Origin of the sequence: Mucilaginibacter aquaedulcis (assembly GCF_030409325.1) — a bacterium.
GTDB lineage: Bacteria > Bacteroidota > Bacteroidia > Sphingobacteriales > Sphingobacteriaceae > Mucilaginibacter > Mucilaginibacter aquaedulcis.
Map to the genome: position 1 here is coordinate 50,195 of NZ_JAUFPR010000004.1, position 20,507 is coordinate 70,701.

Here is a 20,507-nt window from a genome sequence, read left to right on the forward strand (position 1 = left end):
TGTTACCAGTTGTACCGGTTATATTCTAAAGCAATGTTAAACGTTGCCTTTAGGATTGTGGGCAACATTGGCGAAGCTGAAGATGTTTTGCAGGAGGCTTTTCTGGATGCTTTTAACAAGGTTAAAGATTTTAGGCAGGATACCACCTTTGGTTTATGGCTCAAACAAATAGTTGTTAACCGGTCTATAAACCTGCTCCGCAAACGCCGGCTCGAATTGGTTGAGCTGGAAGGCGATCACCTGGAAAACATTCCCGAGGAAGAGAACGAGGACGAGGATGATATCCAGTACCAGGTGGCTATGGTTAAAGAAGGCATGAAACAACTGCCCGATGGTTACCGGGTTGTACTGTCGCTTTACCTGCTTGAAGGTTACGATCATGAAGAAATTAGTCAAATATTAAATATATCAGAAAACACCTCACGAACCCAGTTTTTGAGAGCTAAAAGAAAATTAATGGAGATTTTAAAAAGGAAAGGAACAGAATTATGAGCAAGCGATTTGAAGATTTCATTAAAAACAACAGGGAGGAATTTGAAGAGGTTGAACCATCGGCAGATCTGTGGAGCAAAATTGAGCAAAGCCTCAACATGCAGGAGGAGCTGCCAAAAAAGCCGGAAACAAAAACTTTTTCTCTTTCTTTCGTGCTTCGGGTCGCGGCATCGGTGGTATTGATCATGGGCATCGGTTTCGGTATATATCTGCAAACTCAAAAAAGCGCAAAAGGAATTGATTTTGCAGCCATAAACCCCGAATACGCTAAACAACAGCTGCATTACGCATCGCTTGTTGAAACTAAACTGACCGAACTCAAATCAGTAGCCAAAGCCGACCCACAGCTGTACAAAGAGTTTAGCGCCGAAATAGCTAAAATGGATTCGACCTATAAAAGACTAAATAATGATTTGGCCACCAGCCCCAACCAGGAGCGTGTTTTACGTGCAATGATCCGGAACTTGCAAATACAAACCGAGGTGCTTAATCAACAATTGAGTGTAATAGAGCAATACAACCAAATGAAAAAAGATCAAAAAAATGAAATCAAAAATATTTAAACGGCCGGTGCTTGCTTTAATGGTCATGCTTGCCATTAATACCATGAGCTTTGCACAAGAAGTTCCGGAGCCTCCTGCCCCTCAGCTTCCTCCTTCTATGCCTCAAATGGCTCCTTTGCAAGGCATGAGCAAAGAAGACACGAAAGCCTTTCAGCAAAAAATGAGGGAACTTAACGTAAAGATGAAGGCTTTGCAAAAGCAAATGGCCAGCATTAATATGCAGCATCAAAAACAAATGCAACTGCACATGAAAAATTTAAACAAGCAGATGCAGTTCAAAATGAATAAAAACCTCAATTTCAGGCTTGATAGCTTAAAGAACTTCAACTTTACACTGAACGATAGCATTAAGGATTACGTTTATAACTTCAGCACCAATATTGCTCCGCAAATAGCTTTGGGTTTTAAGGATTTTGATACCGACTTTACTTATAGCTATAATGACTCCGACGTTAACAATTCAAAAAGTGATGATGGTGTTGAAAAAGTTAAAAGTTACAGCAAAAGCTACACTGTTGATGGTAACGACATCATTAATCTGGATAACCGTTTCGGTAAAATAACTGTGAACACCTGGACTAAAAACGAGGTAAAGGTTGATGTACAGATCAAGGTGGGAGCAAATGATGAGGACAAAGCGCAAAAACTATTAGATAACGTAACTATCAGGGATAGCAAGGATGGATCAAACGTATACTTTAAAACCAGTATCAACACAAATAATGATGATAACAACTCATGGTCGTTATTTGGCGGTAAGCACAACAATGTGCGCAAAATTGAGGTGAACTACATGGTGTATATGCCTTCAAAAAACGCGCTGAACCTGAGCAACAAATATGGCAGCACCAACCTTCCTGACCTGGATGGTAAACTGACCATCAACAACTCCTACGGTAGTCTTGTAGCCAAAGCGTTAAGCAATCCGGCTAACCAGATCAGCGTAAAATATGGCAGCGCTACCATCGGTGCCCTTAACGGCAGCGATCTGGATGTGGCTTATGGAAGCCTGAGCCTTGGCGAGTGTAACAAGCTTAACGCCGACATTAGCTACGGCTCTGCAAAAATTGGCAAGATTACCACATCGGGCAACATCAACGTAAAGTTCAGCGGTAATTTAAATATAGATGAGGTAGATAAAAATGTGAAAAACCTTGCCGTTAACGCTTCGTACTCCAGCGTAAAACTGGGGCTCGGCGGCGATCAAAATTCAAACTTTGATGTAACCGTGCGCTATGGCAGCTTTAACTACGGCAGCCGCGATCTGAGCATTACCAGCAAAACACCTGCCGATGGCGACAAGGGATTTAACCCAACCAAAAACTATAAAGGCCATTTAGGCAAAGGTGGCTCTGATAAAACCATCACCATAAACACCAGTTACGGCAGTGTGAGTTTTGATTAAAACTTTTCATATTTAACACAAATTTGCAAACCTCTGCCATTTACGGCAGGGGTTTTGTTATTTTTAAGGCACAAACTGCACCCTATGGAAATATTTGCCCAGGCCGAATCATGGATCTCCCTCATCACGCTTACTTTTTTGGAGATTGTTTTGGGGATTGATAATGTGATATTCATATCCATCCTTGCCGATAAGCTACCGGCTAATCAGCAGTCGAAGGGACGCAGGGTTGGATTGGGTATGGCCATGATTACCCGGGTATTGCTGCTGCTTTCCATAAGCTGGGTAATGACACTTACCACACCCTTATTTAACCTGGGACACCTGTTCAATGTAACTGATACCGACTGGGTTGAGAAACTGGCCATCTCCGGCCGCGACCTTATCCTGATTGTTGGTGGTTTATTCCTGATCTACAAAAGCACTGCCGAAATTCATCATAAAATTGAGGGCGATGAAGAAAATACAGATAATATTAAACGCCATTCATTCTGGGGTACAATTGTTCAGATCATGTTGCTTGATATTGTTTTCTCGCTCGATTCTGTAATTACCGCCGTGGGTATGGCCAGTCATGTCGAGATCATGATCATTGCCGTAGTGATTGCGGTAGGTATTATGATGTGGGCATCAAACGGCGTGGCCAAATTTGTAAATAACCACCCTACCGTAAAAATGCTGGCCTTATCATTTTTGCTGCTAATAGGTGTTTCGTTACTGGCCGAAGCCTTTGAGCAGCATATCCCTAAAGGCTATATCTACTTCGCCATGGCATTCTCCGTTTTGGTTGAAATGCTGAACTTGAAAATGAAAGCCAAAGCCGTAAAGAAGGGATTAAAGGCGAAAGATTGAAACAGTAAACGTCTTACTCCCTTGCGCTCGTTTATAACGAGTGCTTAATATGTATTGGCGTTTAAAACGCCGATACATGTTAAGCACTTCAATTTAGAGAAGCGATGCAATCGCTATACCATATTAAGCACTCGTCACAGACGAGCGCAGGAAAAACAAACTTTTATCTTCCTCATTAAAACACCCTGCAAAGCAAGCCCTTTAAATATTCCCCTTCCGGGAACGAGGCCCGTACCGGGTGATCTTCGGGTTGGTGGAACTGGTAAATAAACTGTACCTGTTTACCGGCATCAAGCGCGGCCCAGGCAATTACTTGTTTAAAGGTTTCCATATCCATAGCACCCGAGCAGGAATAGGTGGCCAGCAAGCCGCCCTCATTCAATAACAACATACCCAAACGGTTCAAATCTTTATAAGCCCGAGAAGCCCTTGTTAATGCGGAGCGTGATGGCGCGTATTTAGGTGGATCGAGCACAATAACATCAAACTTTTCGCCTTCATCCCTGAATTTGCGCAATTGCACGTTAACATCAGATTTAATGGCTGTATGTTTGGCAGCATCGAGTTTATTTAGCTGGATATTTTCTTTTAAGGTTTCAATAGCCAATGCAGAGCTGTCCACACTGGTTACCGATGCGGCTCCGTTTTTTAAACTGTTCAGCGTAAAGCCGCCGGTATAGCAAAAGCAATCCAGCACTTTTTTGCCTTTAGCATGCAAAGCCAGTACATGGCGGTTATCGCGCTGATCACAATAAAAGCCAGACTTTTGGCCCTCTGTAATGTTGATACCATATACAACATTGTTTTCCAGTACCTCAACAATTTCGGGCGGCGGGTTGCCGGCAAGTACCTTGTTTTCGGTTTCGGCCATACCCTCATGCGCTCGTGAAGCGGCATCACTTTTATCAGATATACTTTCGGGATTCAGCAGCTTTTGCAATTCATCAATAATTACCGGCATCCTGCGCTCCATACCCGATGTAAGCACCTGCACCGCCAAATGCCCCGCGTATTTATCAACAATTAAACCCGGCAGATAGTCTGATTCGCTGAAAACCAAACGGCAGGTATTGGTGCCGTTCTCCAATATATTGGCACGGCTTTTAACCGCGGTAGCCAGTTTAGTCCGAAACCAGGCATCGTTAACTTCCACACTTTCGTCCCACTCCAACAGTCGCAGTGCCACTCTTGATTGATCGTTATAAAAGCCGTAAGCCATAAAATCACCTTTAGTGTTAAGCAGTCGCACTACATCACCATTGGCCGGCTTGCCTTTTACTTTTTCAATAGCCCCCGAAAACACCCAGGGATGTTTTTGAATAACAGCTTTCTCTTTGCCTTTATTTAATATAACATCAATCATGGTGCAAAGGTAATAAAAAGGTGAGTGGTGAGGAGTGAGTGGTGACTGGTTGAAACAGGTTAATTATTTGCATCATTCTCTTTTTATTTAATTGTTTGCATTTTTACTAACCACTCTTAACTCACCATTCTCTATCAACCCAATTAAACTTTTACAAATTTTATTGCTCCAATACAATATTAGCCGATTAAAAACATTTGATATCTTAGTATCGAAAACATAATATGAGAAACACTTACTTATTTTTAGTTACCATGCTATTGGCATGTGTAAGCTATAAAAGCTATGCTCAGATTCCGCGTATTCCGGAAGCAAGTTCAACCCAAACAATAATGCAGGATTTTGGACTGGGAAAGGTTAACATTACTTATTCAAGACCAAATGTTAAGGACCGTAAAATATTTGGCGGCATAATTCCGTACGGTGAGGTATGGAGAACAGGCGCCAACTCGGCCACTACCATTACATTTACCGAAAAGGTGGTTATTGAGGGTAATAGCGTACCTGCAGGTACTTATTCGCTTTTCTCCATTCCGGAAAGAAGCGAATGGACCATTATCTTGAACAAAAAAGTAAAACAATGGGGTGCTTACAGTTATAAACAGGCTGATGATTTTTTAAGGTTCACCGTAAAATCAAAACGGGTAAATGAAAAAAGGGAAACCTTTACCATGCAGTTTGTAAACACCACCACTAAGGCTACTGATCTGTACCTGGTATGGGACCATACAGCGGCCATTATACACATGGAAACTGACGACGATGCCAAGATCACAGCCAATATTGACGAGTTAATGAAAGGCGACCGCAAGCCTTATTATTTTAACGCTATACAGTATTACTACGAAAACAATAAAGATGTTGACAAAGCTTTAGGCTGGGTAGCCGAAGCAGAAATTGAAGAACCCAAAGGCCCATGGTTTAAGCTTTGGAAATCGCGCTTATTATTGAGAAAAGGCGATAAGGCCGGCGCTATAGCTGCGGCCCAGGCCGGTATTCAGCTGGCTAAGGATAGTAATGATGAAGAATACATCAGGCTGAACCAGGAGGCGCTTGATCAGGCTAAAAATTAAGCTTACAGTTATTTTATACTACAGGCCCGGCTCAAGCAGATCCGGGCTTTTTTGTGGCATTAGTGTATTCACCAAATACGCTATAATGATCACCAGGATACATCCAATGGCATTGAGCCATAAATAGGCTATTACATCAAAATATCCTAAAAGACACACAACAATTTCTGTTATCGCCGCGGCTATAAATACGGCGTTGCCTTTTATTTTCTTCAGGTAAAAAGCAACTACAAAAACCCCTAATATGGTTCCATAAATATAAGAGCCCAGCTCATTAACCGCCTCCAGTAAATTGCCAATGCGGCTGGCGTAAAGAGCCATGCCAATACAAACCACTCCCCAGAATATGGTAGCCAACCGGCATGCATTGAGGTAATTTTTTTCAGAAGCTTCCTTGTTAATAATCCTTTTATAAATATCAATTACACTTGTTGATGCCAGTGAATTTAAGGCGCTGGCTGTTGAGCCCATGGAAGCCAGGAAAATAATGGCAACCAGCAATCCTATAAGCCCTTTAGGTAAATACTGGGTAACAAAGGTGAGGAAAACGTAGTTGGTATCATTACCATCGGCCCCGTTACTGTTTTTTTTCATGAGGTCGATAGCCTGCTGCCTAATCATGCGCGATTGTATATCGGCCACCTTTAAAGCATCCTGGGCTCTGTCTATCTCCGTTTGATCCTTACTGTCAAATGCCTTTATCAGCTCGTTGGTTTTAATCTTTTTCCGTTCAAAAGCTTGGGAATATTGCCTGTCGAGATAATGATACTGCGGAGCATAGGCACTCTTTTCTATCCTGTTTACTTCATACTGGTTAAAAAATATGGGCGGTTTGGTAAACTGGTAAAATGCAAAAACCAATACACCAATCAGCAGTATCAGGAATTGCATGGGTATTTTTATCAGTCCGTTCATAATAAGGCCCAGCCTGCTTTGTCCCTCTGAGCTCCCGGTTAAATATCGGCCTACCTGGCTCTGATCGGTACCAAAGTATGATAGTTGCAGAAAGAACCCGCCGATCAACCCGCTCCATACATTATAACGGTTATTAGGCTCGAATTTCCAGTCGATAACATTCATGCGCCCCAGCTTACCCGCCATTTTCAGGGCATGACCAAAACCAACACCCTGCGGCAAAAGATTAACAACCAATATACCCGCCAAAAACATTCCCGAAAAAATAATACTCATTTGCAGTAGCTGCGTATAGGATACAGCTTTACTGCCACCATAAACGGTATAAAATATTACCAATCCACCTATAAACAGCGTGGTATAGGTAGTATTAATATTGAGGATGGTTGATAAAATGATGGATGGTGCATAAATAGTTACCCCGGTTGAAAGGCCGCGCTGTACGAGGAAAAGGAAAGCAGTAAGTGCCCGGGTTTTCAGATCAAACCGCTGCTCCAGAAACTCGTAAGCAGTATATACTTTTAAGCGGTGAAATATGGGTACAAAGGTGATGCAAAGCACAATCATGGCCAGCGGCAAGCCAAAATAAAACTGCACAAACCGCATCCCATCGGAGTAAGCCTGCCCGGGGGCCGATAAAAAAGTGATAGCACTGGCCTGGGTGGCCATAACCGAAAGCCCTACATGGTACCAGGGTAATGATCGGTTACCCATTAAAAACTGATCGATATTTTTATTACTGCCGCTTTTCCATACGCCGTAAAGCACTATGACAAAAAGCGTGGTACCTAAAACTATCCAATCGGTTAAGCTCATTCAAAAAATTTTGTAATGAGCCAAAATACTAAAATTAAAAAAACCAGCCATGCGGCTACAACGCCGTAAAACTGGTTCCAATTTCTTATAAATGAGGGCAGATCAGGATTATGCCTTTTCATTACGGCCTTTAACCAAAACAGTCACAAAGAAACCTGCGGTTAATAAGCCTAAAACACCACCTACAAATATCCAGGTGAACCCTTTATCAATGATACCTCCTACAAAAAGCCCGGATACTAAACCTACAAGGTAAAATATAAAATCAAGGTTCTTTTCTTCTTCGTGTTGTTTCATATTATTGTTTTTTATAACGGAGCAAAAATAGGTGATTAATTGTTTTTTTTCAACATTTTATTTTGCCACAATTGTAATTGTTACAAGAGGTGGTTATAAAGGTATTTCTTCCTGATAAAAACCGCCCGATCCCATGTAGGTAACGCGTTTTTGATCGCCATTCAAAGTGGCCTCGTAAAACCTTACGCCTGCCGTGGCTATGGCATCCATAAATTCAGGAAAGGTTGATTTACCTTGCTGATTATCACGTATGGCCTTAATTACCTGCTCGGTATTAAAGCGCGCAGCTATAACCTTAGGCTCAATATCACTGTCATGAAATATGGTTTCGCCATCTGCCAAACGATAGAGCATTAACCCCGCGGCTACTTCAACGGTATACGATAATATTCCAGAGTCAATTAATTTAGCTGCCAGTTCGGGGTAGCTTTTGGCCGTTGCATAGGCCGTTTTTAATTTCTCTTCAACACTCATATGATTAGTTTTTAGGTTTGCTTAACAAATTAATGAACAAGCGGTAAGCTCCCGGAACACCAGCAGGTAACTCTCTGAAAAAAGCAAGCGAGGTGTAAACAAACCTGCCTTTTCCATAATCAGCAACTATCAATGAGCCTTTGTTGGGCTCTTCGCCTTTATCATTCAGCTGCAAAATGGTTTTGTATTGCTGATCAATATCGCTTACAAAATACAGGCCACGCTCCTGGATCCATCCCTTAAAATCATTTTGGGTTATTTTATTGGGATAGTTTAAGACCGGGCTTTCCTTATCTAAGATGGTAACCTCAGCATCTTCGTCGGTAACCCTTTGGTTTACTACTCTGAAAGGGTACGGCCCTATTTGTTTTACTACCAGCCCGGCGTTGTTATTATATTGCACCAGCAAGTTACCACCATTCTTCACATAATCCATCAAACGGTTTTGTTCATAGGCCAGGCGCTCATTTACGTTGTAGGCACGTACCCCGGTAACAATAGCATCGTATGCAGACAGGTCGGCATTCATGATCTCGCTTTCAGATAATACATGAATATCATACCCTACCTGGTGCAGGGCCTCAGGCATCAGATCACCGGCCCCGGTAATGTATCCTAACTTTTTACCGGCAATTTTAAGATCGATATTAACCAGTTTGGTAACAGCCGGCGGAAACAAGGTTATAGCCGGCACATGATCATACCTTATCCGGCGAAGTGCCAATGAATATGGCGTTCCGTTGGCGGTGGTAATTACTTCAAAACTGCTTGTACGCGGCTTATTATCGGTTGGTGTAACTGTAAACGCAACAGTCCATTCGTCATTTTTGTCTTTCCCTTTAAAGTCAATCTTTTCAGGGCTTATTTTCCAGCCCTCAATTGGTTTTATGTTGATGCTTCCGCTGCTGCTGGTAAAGCTCTTTAATTTTACCTGCACCACCTGGGGCTGCTGTGTGTTAAAAATATAATCCTGGTTTTCAATATTTGCTGTAACAGGTGGTGTAATTTCAAGCGGCTGATAAACCTCGCCCCTTACCGGGTCAACATATTTATACTCAAGCCTGCGTTCAAAACGTATGGGGTTGCCTTCCACAATAAATTCAAAACCAACCTTAGGCATGTCCGGATTTTCGGGATTACCAGCCAGCGTGTCATCGGGCAGATTATATGCACCAATACCATGCGGACTTTGCAGCCAGTAAGGTTGTGTAATTTTATTGGCAACTGCAGTTTGCTCAAAAGTTTGCACCTCATTTGCCGGGATAACCTTGCTATCTAAATTTGAAACATTGCCCAAACTGCTGATGCTGTTAATTTTCACACGGTTGCTATACCTGTTCACAACCTGTGCGCGTATCTGTATCTTATCGCCAAGCGCGTAGGTTGGTTCGGCAGCATAGGCTTCAAACCATAGGCCGGAGCAGGCCGCGATCAGATCGCTCAGCTCTTTTGTTTTTTGGGTTCTCCAGTATACATCTGATATTTTTTCAACCCGGCCAAGCAATTGAACCAGGGCGGGCACCGATTTCTCAGGAGCTTCTGCGTTAAAATCCCTGTTAACAATAGCCAAGCCAGCCCCAATAGATTCACCATCCTTAACTCTTTTCCAGGTGGTGTTAACACCATCCATGAGATCGGCTTGCGGGGCATCGCCCAAAATAGTTTTGAAATACTCGTATGATTGGCCGCGCTGTTTGGCACTGCCAAAACCCTGGGTTTTATGGTTGCTGCGGCTTTCGGCTGCAATTTCGCCATAACCCTTACCTAAAATAGGGTTATAGGTACCAACATTAATTTTAAACTGATCAGCAGCGGTAGTGTTAACACTACCAAAACTGAAGGTATTCCATAACAGGCGTTTGGCTTGCCATGGTTGTACATATTTTAACTGTTCGGGATAACGTTTAGGATCGGCAGCGGCGGTAAACGCCTCTTGCGCCAATATAGCCGATGAGGTATGATGACCATGGCCTCCCTCGCCTGTTGTAGGGAAACGGCATATCATCACATCGGGCCTGAATTTGCGGATCACCCAAACCATATCGCCCAGTACTTTTTCCCTGTCCCATATTTTCAGTGTTTCTTCGGGGCCCTTTGAAAAGCCAAAATCATTGGCTCGGGTAAAAAACTGTTCGGCTCCGTCAACCCGGCGTGCGGCTAACAATTCCTGCGTACGTATCAGACCCAGAAGTTCGCCTTGTTCATTACCTATTAAATTTTGCCCACCATCGCCGCGGGTGCATGATAAATAACCCGTACGATAATGCTTTTCCTGGGCCAGGTAAGTAAGCAAACGGGTGTTTTCATCATCGGGATGGGCCGCTATGTAAAGCACACTGCCCAGGGTGTTCAGCTTTTTAAAGTTTTGCTGAATACTGCCCAGATCAGTTGGCGGCGAAGTTTGTGCTATTGCAAATGAAGAAATATATAAAAAGATGGTAATGAGGTTTATGCGCTTCATGCTGGCAAATATATTGAAAGATGTAGATTTAAGATTTCATGTATCAATAATATAACATTGGACAAACATTATATTATGAAAAACATAACAGTTTAAACATTTAATTAAAGAACTTAAAAAAAATCGTCATGATAAAAACAATTCTGTCATTCAACAGTAATCTTAATCGATTGATTGATTTTTTAACATGGATAACTATGCACTAATCAATCGTTTGATTAATTTTGTGCCATTAAAAACAATGGACAAAGATAAAATAGATAAGAAAGACCATATCCTGGATGTTGCCGAGCGCATATTTGCAGAGATGGGTTTTGATGGGGCCTCTACCCGGATGATCTCGGGTGAAGCCGGAGTAAATATGGCCATGCTCAATTACTATTTTGGTTCAAAAGAAGGTTTGTTCTTTGCGGTGATTGAAAGGAAGATCACATCTTTCCAAAACATTCTGCAAAACATCGGGAACGATGAGAACATCAGCGCCTGGAAAAAAATAGAATCATACATTGAGCTATATGGCGAAAGAGTGGTAAATAATAACTGCTTTCAGAAATTATTATATCATGAAATGAGCATGAACCGCCGCACCGAGCTTTCAGATAAGATACGCAACATACTGATGAAGAATGTATCTGAACTATTTAAAATATTACAGGACGGAATTGATAGCGGAGAGTTCAAGAAAGATACGGATATGCAGATGGTAGTAGCTACTATGTACGGTACTAAAAACTTTATAGTGAATACGCCGCTCATGTCATCAACCATGCTGGGCTATGATATACAGGACGATAAGGTGTTGGAGGAACAATTTAAACCACGCATCAAAACATATTTAAAAAACCTCTTAAAAGCATACTTAGTTAATGAAAATGACAACTCAAAATAAAAACCCAAATCACCTTACACTGTTCAGTGCAGTACACCCCTTCTGCCTTTATGCTGTTACTTTTATAATAGCATGCGCGCTGTTTATGCAATCGGCAAACGCGCAAGACAGAACTATTACTTTAGATGAAGCCGTAAAGCTTGGCCTCGACTATAGTAAAACATTAAAGCTCTCTAAATCAAAAGTTGAGCAGGCTGTTTCAGAATTTAATCAGGCTAAAGACCGCTCGTTGCCAACAGGTAGTGTAAGTTATGGTTACAACCACGCCGAAATTCCGGCAAACCGCCTGGCCTTAGGTTCAGAAAGCTTTAACCTGCCAAGCAGCGCTAATGCTTACTTAGGCATACTTAGCTTAAGCGAAACTATTTTTGAAGGCAACAAATTAAAGTATGCCCGTCAGTCAACAGATCTGTTAACCCAGGTTGCCCGTTTGGATATTAACAATGATAAGGATCAGATCACTTATGATATTATCAGTTCATACTACAGCCTGTACAAGGTTTTGCAAAGCAAAAAAGTAGTTGCTCAAAACCTGGCTACTGTTGACGGACAGATAAAACAGGCTCAGCGCTTTTTTGACCAGGGCCTGGTAACTAAAAATGATGTATTGCGTTTTCAACTTCAAAGATCAAACATTGAGCTTAATGGTATTGATCTGGAAACCAACCGCCGCATCATCAATTACAACCTTAATGTTTTATTAGGTTTACCTGAAGGTACTCAGTTAAATATTGCTCAAATAACCGAAGCCGACAGGGCAGTTGCTCCTTTAAGCAACTACCTGGATACTGCCATGAACAGCAGACCCGAGTTACAGCAATTTGATCTGCGTACCAAAGTGGCCGAAACCAACATTAAAAGTATAAGGGCTAACACATCACCAAAATTAGCGGCATCAGTTGCCGGGTATTATGTTGATGTTAGCAGTAACCCTATACCTAAAAGCGGTAGTTTTATTACCCCGCTAACAGCAGGTTTAACCTTATCATGGAACTTCAGCTCATTGTGGAGCAATAAGAACAAGGTTACCGAAGCTAAAATTCAGCGTGAGCAAACAGTTATTAACAAAAGCATTACTGTTGACCGCATAAAAGATGAGGTGAACCAAAGCTACCAAAGTTACAGCCAGGCACTTAACAGGATACAGCTTTTACAAACAGCTATTGCACAGGCCGGTGAAAACAACAAGATATTAGAATCAAAATACAAAACCAATGTAGCATCAGCTACGGACCGTGCCGATGCCGAAACACTGCTTTATCAGGCCCAGATAAACCTGGAACTGGCTAAAGCTGATGCAGGCCTGGCTTACTATACTTTATTAAAATCAACTGGAACAATCAACAAATAATAATACTAAACCAATCAATAAAATGGCAAACGAACAAGGAACACAGGAACAAGAACCTAAAAAGAAACCAAATAAAGTAATTCCGATCATATTAGGCGTATTACTTATTGGCGGTATCATTTTCGGTATAAAAGAATATATATACTTCAGCAAACACATTGATACAGACGATGCGCAAATTGATGGCGATATAAGCCCGGTAGTTACCCGCGTTGGTGGTTATGTTGATTCTATTTATTTTGAAGAAAACACACACGTGAATGCTAACCAGCCGCTGGTTAAAATTGACGATCGCGATTACAAAGTAAAACTGGAGCAGGCACAGGCAGCACAAGTAGGTGCAAGTGCCGGTATCAATGTAAATCAATCGCAAATTTTTGCTAACGAGGCCAATTCTGCAAGTGCAAGGGCACAAGTAGCTTCAAACGCCGCCCGTTTAGAGAAAGTACAGAAAGACTACGCCCGTTATGCTGATCTCGTAAAAGATGGTTCGGTAACTCAACAACAATTTGATCAGGCAAAATCTGATCTGGATGTTGCTAAAGCTAACCTGAAAGCATCACAAGACCAATACAAAGCAGCTGTTGAACAAATTGGTACAACACGTAGCCAGTTAAAGGTAACCAACACTGGGGTAACACAAAGGCAGGTTGATATTGATTTTGCTAAATTACAGTTAAGCTATACTACTATTAAAGCGCCTACATCTGGCTTGGTTTCTAAAAAGAGCATTCAGTTAGGTCAGCTGGTACAGGCCGGCCAAACACTGTTTTCAATTATTAATGATAACAGCTTGTATATAACTGCTAACTTTAAAGAAACACAGCTTGACGAAATGAAAAGCGGCCAGAAAGTAGACATCGAAGTTGATGCTTACCCTGACCTGAAATTAGAAGGAGCAGTTTATAACTTTTCGCCTGCAACAGGTGCTAAATTCTCTTTATTACCTCCTGATAACGCTACAGGTAACTTTGTAAAAGTTGTACAGCGTGTGCCGGTTAAAATTAAAATAACCGCCAGCAAAGAGGTGTTAGATAGACTACGCCCCGGAATGAGCGTTAAAGTTTCTGTAATTAAAGGATAATCCCTTTCTGAATTCGGATGTTCGATTTCGGATTTAGAGCTTAGGATTTAGAATTTGATTTCGGATTAGAGTTTAGGATTTAGATTTTAGAATTTACAAATTATGGCTGAAACAGGCTTTAAAAAATGGATCATCACTATCACGGTAATTATAGCCTCCCTACTGGAGCTTATTGATACCACGATTGTGAATGTTTCCCTGCCCGATATACAGGGTAACCTTGGCGCTACCCTTGAGGATGTGGCCTGGGTGGTAACGGGCTACGCTGTGGCAAACGTGATTGTACTTCCTATGTCGGGTTGGCTGGGAAGCCGTTTCGGGCGTAAAAACTACTTTATAACATCAATCATTGTATTTACCATCGCTTCGTTTTTGTGCGGAAACGCCAACGGACTTAGCGAGCTGGTACTATTCAGGATTATCCAGGGTATTGCAGGTGGTGGTTTAATATCTACCTCACAAGCTATCCTGATTGAAACCTGGCCGCGCGAACAAATTGGTACAGCAACCGCATTATTTGGTTTAGGTGCGGTTGTGGGCCCTACTGTAGGTCCTACCATTGGCGGGTATATAACTGACCACTCTTCATGGAGATGGATATTTTATGTAAACATCCCGGTAGGTGCACTGGCCGCGTTTTTTGCTTACACCTTTGTGCGCGAAACCCCCAAAGATGAAAAGGGAAAGCCGGTTGACTGGTGGGGAATCCTCTTCCTGGCTATTTCGGTTGGTAGCTTACAAACTATTTTAGAGAAGGGCGAAACCGAAGATTGGTTTGCAACAACCTATATAACTATACTTACCATTACCGCTATATTGGGCTTAATCATGTTTATATGGCGCGAAATGAGCATTGATTACCCTATCGTGAACTTTGCCATATTGCGGCATCGAAGTTTTGCCGTAGGTATGTTCACTTCCTTTATACTTGGGTTTGGGTTGTATGGGTCGGTATTCGTATTCCCCGTATTTTGTCAGAATTTGCTTGGCTTTACGGCGCAACAAACGGGCGAGATATTATTCCCGGGCGGCTTATGTACTATTATCATGATGCCGTTTATAGGTAAAATGCTTAACAAAGGTATTCCGGCACAGTTTATGGCTACGGCGGGTATGTTCCTGTTCTTTGTGTTTACCACCATGCTCAGTAATTCAACACTGGCCGTGGGTACAGGCGATTTCTTTGCCCCATTAGTAATACGCGGTGTGGGTATGGCCCTGTTATTTGTGCCGTTAACGACGCTGGCCATTGCCGACCTGAAAGGACCTGAAGTAGGCCAGGGAACCGGACTTAACAACATGATGCGCCAGTTAGGCGGCTCATTTGGTATAGCCACCCTTACTACTATTATCCACATTCGTCAGGGTGTGCACAGGAATAACCTGTTAACAAACATTACATCAACTAACCCGATGTTTACTGATCGCTTTAATGCCTATATGCATGGCTTTATGGCTAAGGGGCATTCATTAATTGATGCTACGCACATGGCTTATGGCGCTATTGAAGGTGCTGTTACCAGGCAGGTACTGCTTTTAACCTATGATGATGCTTACTGGATCTCTGGTTTGGTAATGTTGTTCTCTATACCGTTACTGTACTTACAGCCATTTAAAAAGGCCGTAAAAATGCCGGTAGATGCACACTAAAATGATAAAAGCCGTTCCTCTATTACCAGGAACGGCTTTCCCCAAAAAAAATTAACAATTAAAATTTAAGTACTCCCCCCGGATACATTAAGCTTTTTGACAAGGATTTTGTAAAGCCGGAGTTTGTTTAATCTTAGGTATAAATTTAGCGGTTTAAAATTAAAAAACACAAATTAATTAGGCATTAAACTATAATTTGTGAAAAAGACATGAAATTTACACACTTCATGTCTTTTTTTTTGCCCGATTTGGCTAACAGCTTAAAAAACTATTTTTCCGGTAGATGTTACCAGCGAAGCTATACGAACGGCATCAAAAATGCGCTCCTCAGTAGTCGAAAGCTTTATCAGCGAGTCTTCATGAGCGTTCACACACATCTCGCAGCCATTAACTGCCGAGATAGCCAGGCTCATTAATTCAAAAAATTCTTTCCCGGTCACAGGCTTCATCATTAGCTGCATACGAATACGTGCAGGTATCTGTGTATATTTTTCTTTTTGTGTAAAATGCCTGAACCTGTAAAAAACATTGTTTGAGGCCAGTAATGAGGCACAGCCTACAGCTTCGGCTATTTCGGCCGCGTCGGCACCCTGTTCTTCAGCATATTTAGTGAAAAATACGGTAAGCGGCTTGTTGTTGTTATTAACAGCGGTGCTTAAGCCCAATAAGGCACATTCTTTAGCTGTTAAATGAGCTGATGTAAGCGTGCTGGTGAAATTCAGCTTCAGATCGCGCAGGTAGCGTGATTCGCCTTTCTCAAGCAGGGTAAGGGCTTCGGTTCTGTAATCGTTATCTAATCCAATACTTTGCAGTATTTCCTGGATCACTTCGGTACTTTCTGTCATGTTATTTTGGTGATTAAAGTTGAAGACATTAGGCTTAAAGCAAAGTGCTATTCAGTATGCTTTCGGCTTTATGCCTTAAGCTTTCAGCTTATATAAGTGTATAAAAAATCCCCGCACAAATAAACATGTACGGGGAAATATGTATTAACAGGGGTATTAAACGGTAAGGGTTTCCTGGCCTTTTTCCCAGTTGCAAGGGCAAAGCTCGTCAGTTTGTAAACCATCAAGTACACGTAAAACCTCTTTAACGTTACGGCCAACGTTTAAGTCATTTACTGATACCCAACGGATAATACCGGTAGGATCAACAATGAAAGTAGCACGGTAAGCAATTTTTTCAGTTGGTTCTAATATACCCAGATCTTCAGCTAATGATTTAGAAGTATCAGCAAGCATCGGGAATTTCAGATCGCGCAGATCATCATGATCGCGTCTCCAGGCAGCGTGAACAAACTCAGAGTCGGTAGAAGCACCAATTAAACGGGTTTCACGGTCACGGAACTCGCCATAAGCCTTGTTGAACTCAGCAATTTCAGTTGGGCAAACAAAAGTGAAATCTTTTGGCCACCAGAACATTACTGTCCAAACGTTATCGTCATTTACCAGGTAATCAGAAGTTAATGTTTCAAACTCTTTACCTTTTTCAATACTTGTTACGGCTGTTTTAGAAAATTGTGGAAATTTTTGTCCTATCGTTAACATAAGTGCTATTTTGTTATTATTTATGCAAATATATGAATTTTAGGACGGGGCTATAATTCTTAAAATCTATACAATATAGATTTTACTTATATATACTTTATATATCTATAATTTTTGTTTATTCAATAATATCAGCTTCAAAAATTTCCGATTTCACAAAAAAAGCGGCGTTTATGGCGCCGCTTTTTACGAATATTGAAAGCGGTTATAATATAAATTTAGTGCTCAGGAAGTTTGAATCGTTATCATTCACAATTTCATTGATGATACGCTTATTGGTGTCATTCAATTTAGCTGCCACCAACGAGCGTATGGAGAATGCCCTTAGCGCGTCAAATACCGAAAGCGTTCCTTCGGCACTATCCTTACGGCCGGTAAACGGAAATACATCCGGCCCGCGCTGGCACTGGCTATTGATATTTACACGGCTTACCAGGTTCACAAAAGGATCAATCAATGAGGCTATCTCCTCGGCATCATTACTGAATATACTCACCTGCATACCATGCGGCGAATCTATCTGGTAATCAATCGGCTCTTCTATTGACTCAAATGGAATTACAGGTATTACCGGCCCAAACTGCTCTTCACGGTAAAGCTTCATTTTTTCGTTCACCGGGTAAACAATAGCCGGGTAAAAGAATGAAGCAAGCGTTTCACCGCCGTTTTCATTTATAATTTTAGCACCGTTGTCAATGGCATCCTGAACTATATCTGTTAAATAGTCGGTTTTGTTTGCCTCGGGCAATGGGGTAAGTTTTACGTCTTTATCCCATGGCAAGCCAAATTTAAGTTTTGAAACTTCTTCACTTAGCAGCTTCAGAAACTCATCGGCAACATCTTTATGTACAAATATTACCTTAATGGCCGTACAGCGTTGCCCATTAAATGATAATGCGCCCAAAACGCATTCACTAACAGCCAACTTCAGGTCGGCGTTTTTAGTTACAATGGCCGCGTTCTTTGCATCCAAACTAAGCACAGCCCGTAAACGGTTTATTTTAGGATGCCGCTTTTTAAGATCATTAGCCACCTTGCTTGAGCCAATAAAAGCCAGCACGTTGATTTTTCCGGTTTGCATAAGTCCCGGGGTAACTACCGCGCCGCGCCCGTACACTGTATTAACCACTCCTTTCGGAAACGATTCCTGGAAAGCCCTTAACAGTGGATAATGCAAAAGCGTACCATGCTTAGGCGGTTTAAATAAAATGGTGTTGCCCATGATAAGAGCCGGAATCAGGGTAGTAAAGGTTTCGTTAAGCGGATAGTTGAACGGCCCCATACACAACACCACACCCAGCGGCGAGCGGCGGATCTGGGCTATTAAGCCCTCAGCCATTTCAAAGCGTGATGATTTGCGGTCAAGCGCCTTCAGGGCATCTATAGTGGCATTAATATATTCAATGGTGCGGTCAAACTCCTTGGCCGAATCTCCGTATGATTTTCCAATTTCCCACATCAGCAGCTTTACCACCAGCGCACGCTGTTCAATCATCTTGTAAATAAAGCGCTCCATGCATTTAATACGGCCATCTACACTCATAGTGGGCCATTCGCCGCGGCCATTATCATAAGCAGCTATAGCAGCCTCCAGGGCTTCGTTAGCTTCTTCTTCGCCGCAAATAGGATATGTACCTATTAATTTGCGCACATACCCATCTACTGTAGGGAAACAAACAGGTGAATATACTTCGCTTACGTGCCCAACCCACTGTTTCATTTCGCCGTTGCAGAGGTATTCACGCTGGTGCACTTCTTCTATCTGGAATTCGGCCGGTATCTGGCTTTCCTCCACAAATATTGAACTGATCTGGTCTTGAAAACTCATATTGTAATTGATGTTTGGTTTGCCTAAAGATAAAGAAAGCCTGCTCTAAAGAGCAAGCTTTTTCATGTAAACAAATTCATCAATTTTGCTTAGGCCGACTCCTTATACAGTACCATACCGGCATGATAAAAAACGTCGCCTTCAAAATCGCCATCGGCCACAAAGCCCGAATCGTCTAAGTATTCTATATGCTTACCATTGATGTTGTAAAATCCTGTGTAAGCGCCTTTTTTATTACCCCGTGCCTCAACATAGCGGCCGTTGGGTAATAACTCATGGCGTATGTAACCATCTTTTGTTACCCAAACGCCTATATGCTGATCTTTCTCCATGTAATTAAAATCCAGTTGATGTTGTTAATTTTATTTGTTTTTAGATGTTTATTATAACCATGTGTTACAGCCAATTAGCGTATTTGTCATTCAGGCCTCAATTCAGAGGCGCATCTCCCGTCACCAAGTAAGTTTAGCGTGTGCATAATATCTGTATGGCGATAACTTTTTATTTGTCAGTGCGATACAATTATTTGCTTTCCAAATCCAGCTCAAAATCTGTTGAACAGGTAAGATCCTGCCACTCCCTAATCTCATCGTGCAACGCGTCCAGTTTGCTTAAGGCCCTGTGATAGGCATCGCCTCCCAACAGTAAATAAAGTGGAGGATTATCCTCACCTGCAATCTTAATAATTGATTCAGCAGCCTTTTCCGGATCACCAGCCTGCTCACCATCCATTTTCAGGTATTTGGTGTGCACCGCTCTTACATCAGTGTAGTCGTCAATCGGGTTAGCGGTCATAGCTAAAGAATCTGGAGTAAGGAAGCTTGTGCGGAAAGCTCCGGGAGCTACAACTGTAACTTTTATACCCAATGATTTAACATCAGCTGCAAGTACTTCTGAAAGGCCCACTACCGCAAACTTTGCTGCACCGTAAATGGCAAATCCTGCTCCTGGTGCAATACCGGCTATTGATGCTGTATTAATGATATGACCTGAGCGTTGTTTACGCAAATAAGGCATCACAAATCTGATCACGTTTAGGGTAGCAAACACATTTACATCAAAAGCCTGGCGGGTTTCTTTGTCGGTAAGCTCTTCAATGGCGCCGCCAATTCCGTAACCGGCATTATTGATAACTACATCTATTTTGCCAAAAGTTTCATAGGTGTGCTGCAGGGCCAGTGATACACTGCTTTCATTAACAAGATCAACCTGCAACGGTAAAAAATTATTGTTTTGGATGTTAACTGCATCAATTAACTCCTGTTGGTTTCTGGAGGTGGCGGCAACAAGCTGACCAGCTTCCAGTAATTGTTTAACTAAACTGAGCCCAAATCCTTTGGAAGCACCAGTTATAAACCATACTTTTTTGTTGTCCATATTTTGTTCTTTTTTGATAGAACAAAATTAAGGCTGTGGAGAGGGTAAAGCATTACGCTAATCAAACCAA

19 protein-coding genes are annotated in these 20,507 nt (G+C 41.9%); 9 read left to right on the plus strand and 10 right to left on the minus strand.

The annotated features are described in order from the left end of the window. The first annotated feature begins 33 nt into the window (after positions 1-33). The 4 genes from QWZ01_RS18520 (at position 34) to QWZ01_RS18535 (ending at position 3,312) form a co-directional block, all read left to right on the plus strand. Entirely contained in the window at positions 34-492 is a 459-nt protein-coding gene (locus tag QWZ01_RS18520) for an RNA polymerase sigma factor (protein ID WP_435404567.1), read from the plus strand. Then, the gene (locus QWZ01_RS18525; protein ID WP_290325889.1) at positions 489-1,055 is read left to right on the plus strand and encodes a hypothetical protein; all 567 of its coding nucleotides are present in this window, start codon (positions 489-491) and stop codon (positions 1,053-1,055) included. Before QWZ01_RS18520 ends, QWZ01_RS18525 begins: the two co-directional genes overlap by 4 nt. Beyond that, on the plus strand, positions 1,036-2,460 hold the full coding sequence (locus tag QWZ01_RS18530) for a DUF4097 family beta strand repeat-containing protein (RefSeq protein ID WP_290325894.1): 1,425 nt from the start codon (positions 1,036-1,038) through the stop codon (positions 2,458-2,460). The genes QWZ01_RS18525 and QWZ01_RS18530 overlap by 20 nt, the downstream gene beginning before the upstream one ends. 84 nt (positions 2,461-2,544) lie before the next feature. Then, positions 2,545-3,312, plus strand: coding sequence for a TerC family protein (locus QWZ01_RS18535; RefSeq protein WP_290325897.1), 768 nt, complete (start codon positions 2,545-2,547; stop codon positions 3,310-3,312). A gap of 175 nt (positions 3,313-3,487) precedes the next feature. Here QWZ01_RS18535 and QWZ01_RS18540 read toward each other — a convergent pair whose 3' ends face one another. Next, on the minus strand, positions 3,488-4,675 hold the full coding sequence (locus QWZ01_RS18540) for a class I SAM-dependent rRNA methyltransferase (RefSeq protein WP_290325898.1): 1,188 nt from the start codon (positions 4,673-4,675) through the stop codon (positions 3,488-3,490). A gap of 224 nt (positions 4,676-4,899) precedes the next feature. Here QWZ01_RS18540 and QWZ01_RS18545 point away from each other — a divergent pair, with 224 nt between their 5' ends. Next, positions 4,900-5,748, plus strand: coding sequence for a DUF2911 domain-containing protein (locus QWZ01_RS18545; RefSeq protein WP_290325901.1), 849 nt, complete (start codon positions 4,900-4,902; stop codon positions 5,746-5,748). Between the two features lie 18 nt (positions 5,749-5,766). On the opposite strand, the gene QWZ01_RS18550 is transcribed toward QWZ01_RS18545, so the two are convergent. The 4 genes from QWZ01_RS18550 to QWZ01_RS18565 form a co-directional block, all read right to left on the minus strand. Then, positions 5,767-7,479 carry a sodium:solute symporter family protein gene (locus QWZ01_RS18550; RefSeq protein ID WP_290325903.1) on the minus strand — a complete coding sequence of 571 codons (1,713 nt, stop codon included), beginning with the start codon at positions 7,477-7,479 and terminating at the stop codon, positions 5,767-5,769. Between the two features lie 108 nt (positions 7,480-7,587). Beyond that, on the minus strand, positions 7,588-7,776 hold the full coding sequence (locus tag QWZ01_RS18555; protein ID WP_290325905.1) for a hypothetical protein: 189 nt from the start codon (positions 7,774-7,776) through the stop codon (positions 7,588-7,590). Between the two features lie 93 nt (positions 7,777-7,869). Further along, positions 7,870-8,250 (minus strand): DUF1398 family protein, encoded by a 381-nt coding sequence (locus tag QWZ01_RS18560; RefSeq protein ID WP_290325906.1) that lies wholly within the window; start codon positions 8,248-8,250, stop codon positions 7,870-7,872. Between the two features lie 4 nt (positions 8,251-8,254). Further along, positions 8,255-10,711 carry a PIG-L family deacetylase gene (locus QWZ01_RS18565; protein WP_290325909.1) on the minus strand — a complete coding sequence of 819 codons (2,457 nt, stop codon included), beginning with the start codon at positions 10,709-10,711 and terminating at the stop codon, positions 8,255-8,257. Between the two features lie 241 nt (positions 10,712-10,952). Here QWZ01_RS18565 and QWZ01_RS18570 point away from each other — a divergent pair, with 241 nt between their 5' ends. From QWZ01_RS18570 to QWZ01_RS18585, 4 genes are all read left to right on the plus strand, one after another. Then, positions 10,953-11,600 carry a TetR/AcrR family transcriptional regulator gene (locus QWZ01_RS18570; protein WP_290325910.1) on the plus strand — a complete coding sequence of 216 codons (648 nt, stop codon included), beginning with the start codon at positions 10,953-10,955 and terminating at the stop codon, positions 11,598-11,600. Continuing rightward, positions 11,584-12,951 (plus strand): TolC family protein, encoded by a 1,368-nt coding sequence (locus QWZ01_RS18575; RefSeq protein ID WP_290325913.1) that lies wholly within the window; start codon positions 11,584-11,586, stop codon positions 12,949-12,951. Before QWZ01_RS18570 ends, QWZ01_RS18575 begins: the two co-directional genes overlap by 17 nt. A 22-nt stretch (positions 12,952-12,973) precedes the next feature. After that, positions 12,974-14,035: an HlyD family secretion protein gene (locus tag QWZ01_RS18580; protein WP_290325915.1), complete on the plus strand. Its 1,062-nt coding sequence runs from the start codon at positions 12,974-12,976 to the stop codon at positions 14,033-14,035. 102 nt (positions 14,036-14,137) lie between these two features. Further along, a complete protein-coding gene (locus QWZ01_RS18585) occupies positions 14,138-15,685 on the plus strand; it encodes an MDR family MFS transporter (protein ID WP_290325917.1) in 1,548 nt (515 codons plus the stop codon). A 260-nt stretch (positions 15,686-15,945) separates the two neighbouring features. On the opposite strand, the gene QWZ01_RS18590 is transcribed toward QWZ01_RS18585, so the two are convergent. From QWZ01_RS18590 to QWZ01_RS18610, 5 genes are all read right to left on the minus strand, one after another. Next, entirely contained in the window at positions 15,946-16,530 is a 585-nt protein-coding gene (locus QWZ01_RS18590) for a carboxymuconolactone decarboxylase family protein (RefSeq protein WP_290325919.1), read from the minus strand. Between the two features lie 156 nt (positions 16,531-16,686). Further along, the gene (locus tag QWZ01_RS18595) at positions 16,687-17,232 is read right to left on the minus strand and encodes a peroxiredoxin (RefSeq protein ID WP_290325921.1); all 546 of its coding nucleotides are present in this window, start codon (positions 17,230-17,232) and stop codon (positions 16,687-16,689) included. A 205-nt stretch (positions 17,233-17,437) separates the two neighbouring features. Further along, a complete protein-coding gene (locus tag QWZ01_RS18600; RefSeq protein ID WP_290325923.1) occupies positions 17,438-19,060 on the minus strand; it encodes an NADP-dependent glyceraldehyde-3-phosphate dehydrogenase in 1,623 nt (540 codons plus the stop codon). Positions 19,061-19,149: 89 nt separating this feature from the next. Next, positions 19,150-19,392 carry an Atu4866 domain-containing protein gene (locus tag QWZ01_RS18605; protein ID WP_290325926.1) on the minus strand — a complete coding sequence of 81 codons (243 nt, stop codon included), beginning with the start codon at positions 19,390-19,392 and terminating at the stop codon, positions 19,150-19,152. A gap of 190 nt (positions 19,393-19,582) precedes the next feature. Beyond that, positions 19,583-20,437: an SDR family NAD(P)-dependent oxidoreductase gene (locus tag QWZ01_RS18610; RefSeq protein ID WP_290325929.1), complete on the minus strand. Its 855-nt coding sequence runs from the start codon at positions 20,435-20,437 to the stop codon at positions 19,583-19,585. Between the last annotated feature and the right edge of the window lie 70 nt (positions 20,438-20,507).

Coding starts and splice junctions, on each gene's coding strand:
- QWZ01_RS18520 (WP_435404567.1), top strand. CDS start 34: ATGTTAAACGTTGCCTTTAGGATTGTGGGCAACATTGGCGAAGCTGAA.
- QWZ01_RS18525 (WP_290325889.1), top strand. CDS start 489: ATGAGCAAGCGATTTGAAGATTTCATTAAAAACAACAGGGAGGAATTT.
- QWZ01_RS18530 (WP_290325894.1), top strand. CDS start 1,036: ATGAAATCAAAAATATTTAAACGGCCGGTGCTTGCTTTAATGGTCATG.
- QWZ01_RS18535 (WP_290325897.1), top strand. CDS start 2,545: ATGGAAATATTTGCCCAGGCCGAATCATGGATCTCCCTCATCACGCTT.
- QWZ01_RS18540 (WP_290325898.1), bottom strand. CDS start 4,675: ATGATTGATGTTATATTAAATAAAGGCAAAGAGAAAGCTGTTATTCAA.
- QWZ01_RS18545 (WP_290325901.1), top strand. CDS start 4,900: ATGAGAAACACTTACTTATTTTTAGTTACCATGCTATTGGCATGTGTA.
- QWZ01_RS18550 (WP_290325903.1), bottom strand. CDS start 7,479: ATGAGCTTAACCGATTGGATAGTTTTAGGTACCACGCTTTTTGTCATA.
- QWZ01_RS18555 (WP_290325905.1), bottom strand. CDS start 7,776: ATGAAACAACACGAAGAAGAAAAGAACCTTGATTTTATATTTTACCTT.
- QWZ01_RS18560 (WP_290325906.1), bottom strand. CDS start 8,250: ATGAGTGTTGAAGAGAAATTAAAAACGGCCTATGCAACGGCCAAAAGC.
- QWZ01_RS18565 (WP_290325909.1), bottom strand. CDS start 10,711: ATGAAGCGCATAAACCTCATTACCATCTTTTTATATATTTCTTCATTT.
- QWZ01_RS18570 (WP_290325910.1), top strand. CDS start 10,953: ATGGACAAAGATAAAATAGATAAGAAAGACCATATCCTGGATGTTGCC.
- QWZ01_RS18575 (WP_290325913.1), top strand. CDS start 11,584: ATGACAACTCAAAATAAAAACCCAAATCACCTTACACTGTTCAGTGCA.
- QWZ01_RS18580 (WP_290325915.1), top strand. CDS start 12,974: ATGGCAAACGAACAAGGAACACAGGAACAAGAACCTAAAAAGAAACCA.
- QWZ01_RS18585 (WP_290325917.1), top strand. CDS start 14,138: ATGGCTGAAACAGGCTTTAAAAAATGGATCATCACTATCACGGTAATT.
- QWZ01_RS18590 (WP_290325919.1), bottom strand. CDS start 16,530: ATGACAGAAAGTACCGAAGTGATCCAGGAAATACTGCAAAGTATTGGA.
- QWZ01_RS18595 (WP_290325921.1), bottom strand. CDS start 17,232: ATGTTAACGATAGGACAAAAATTTCCACAATTTTCTAAAACAGCCGTA.
- QWZ01_RS18600 (WP_290325923.1), bottom strand. CDS start 19,060: ATGAGTTTTCAAGACCAGATCAGTTCAATATTTGTGGAGGAAAGCCAG.
- QWZ01_RS18605 (WP_290325926.1), bottom strand. CDS start 19,392: ATGGAGAAAGATCAGCATATAGGCGTTTGGGTAACAAAAGATGGTTAC.
- QWZ01_RS18610 (WP_290325929.1), bottom strand. CDS start 20,437: ATGGACAACAAAAAAGTATGGTTTATAACTGGTGCTTCCAAAGGATTT.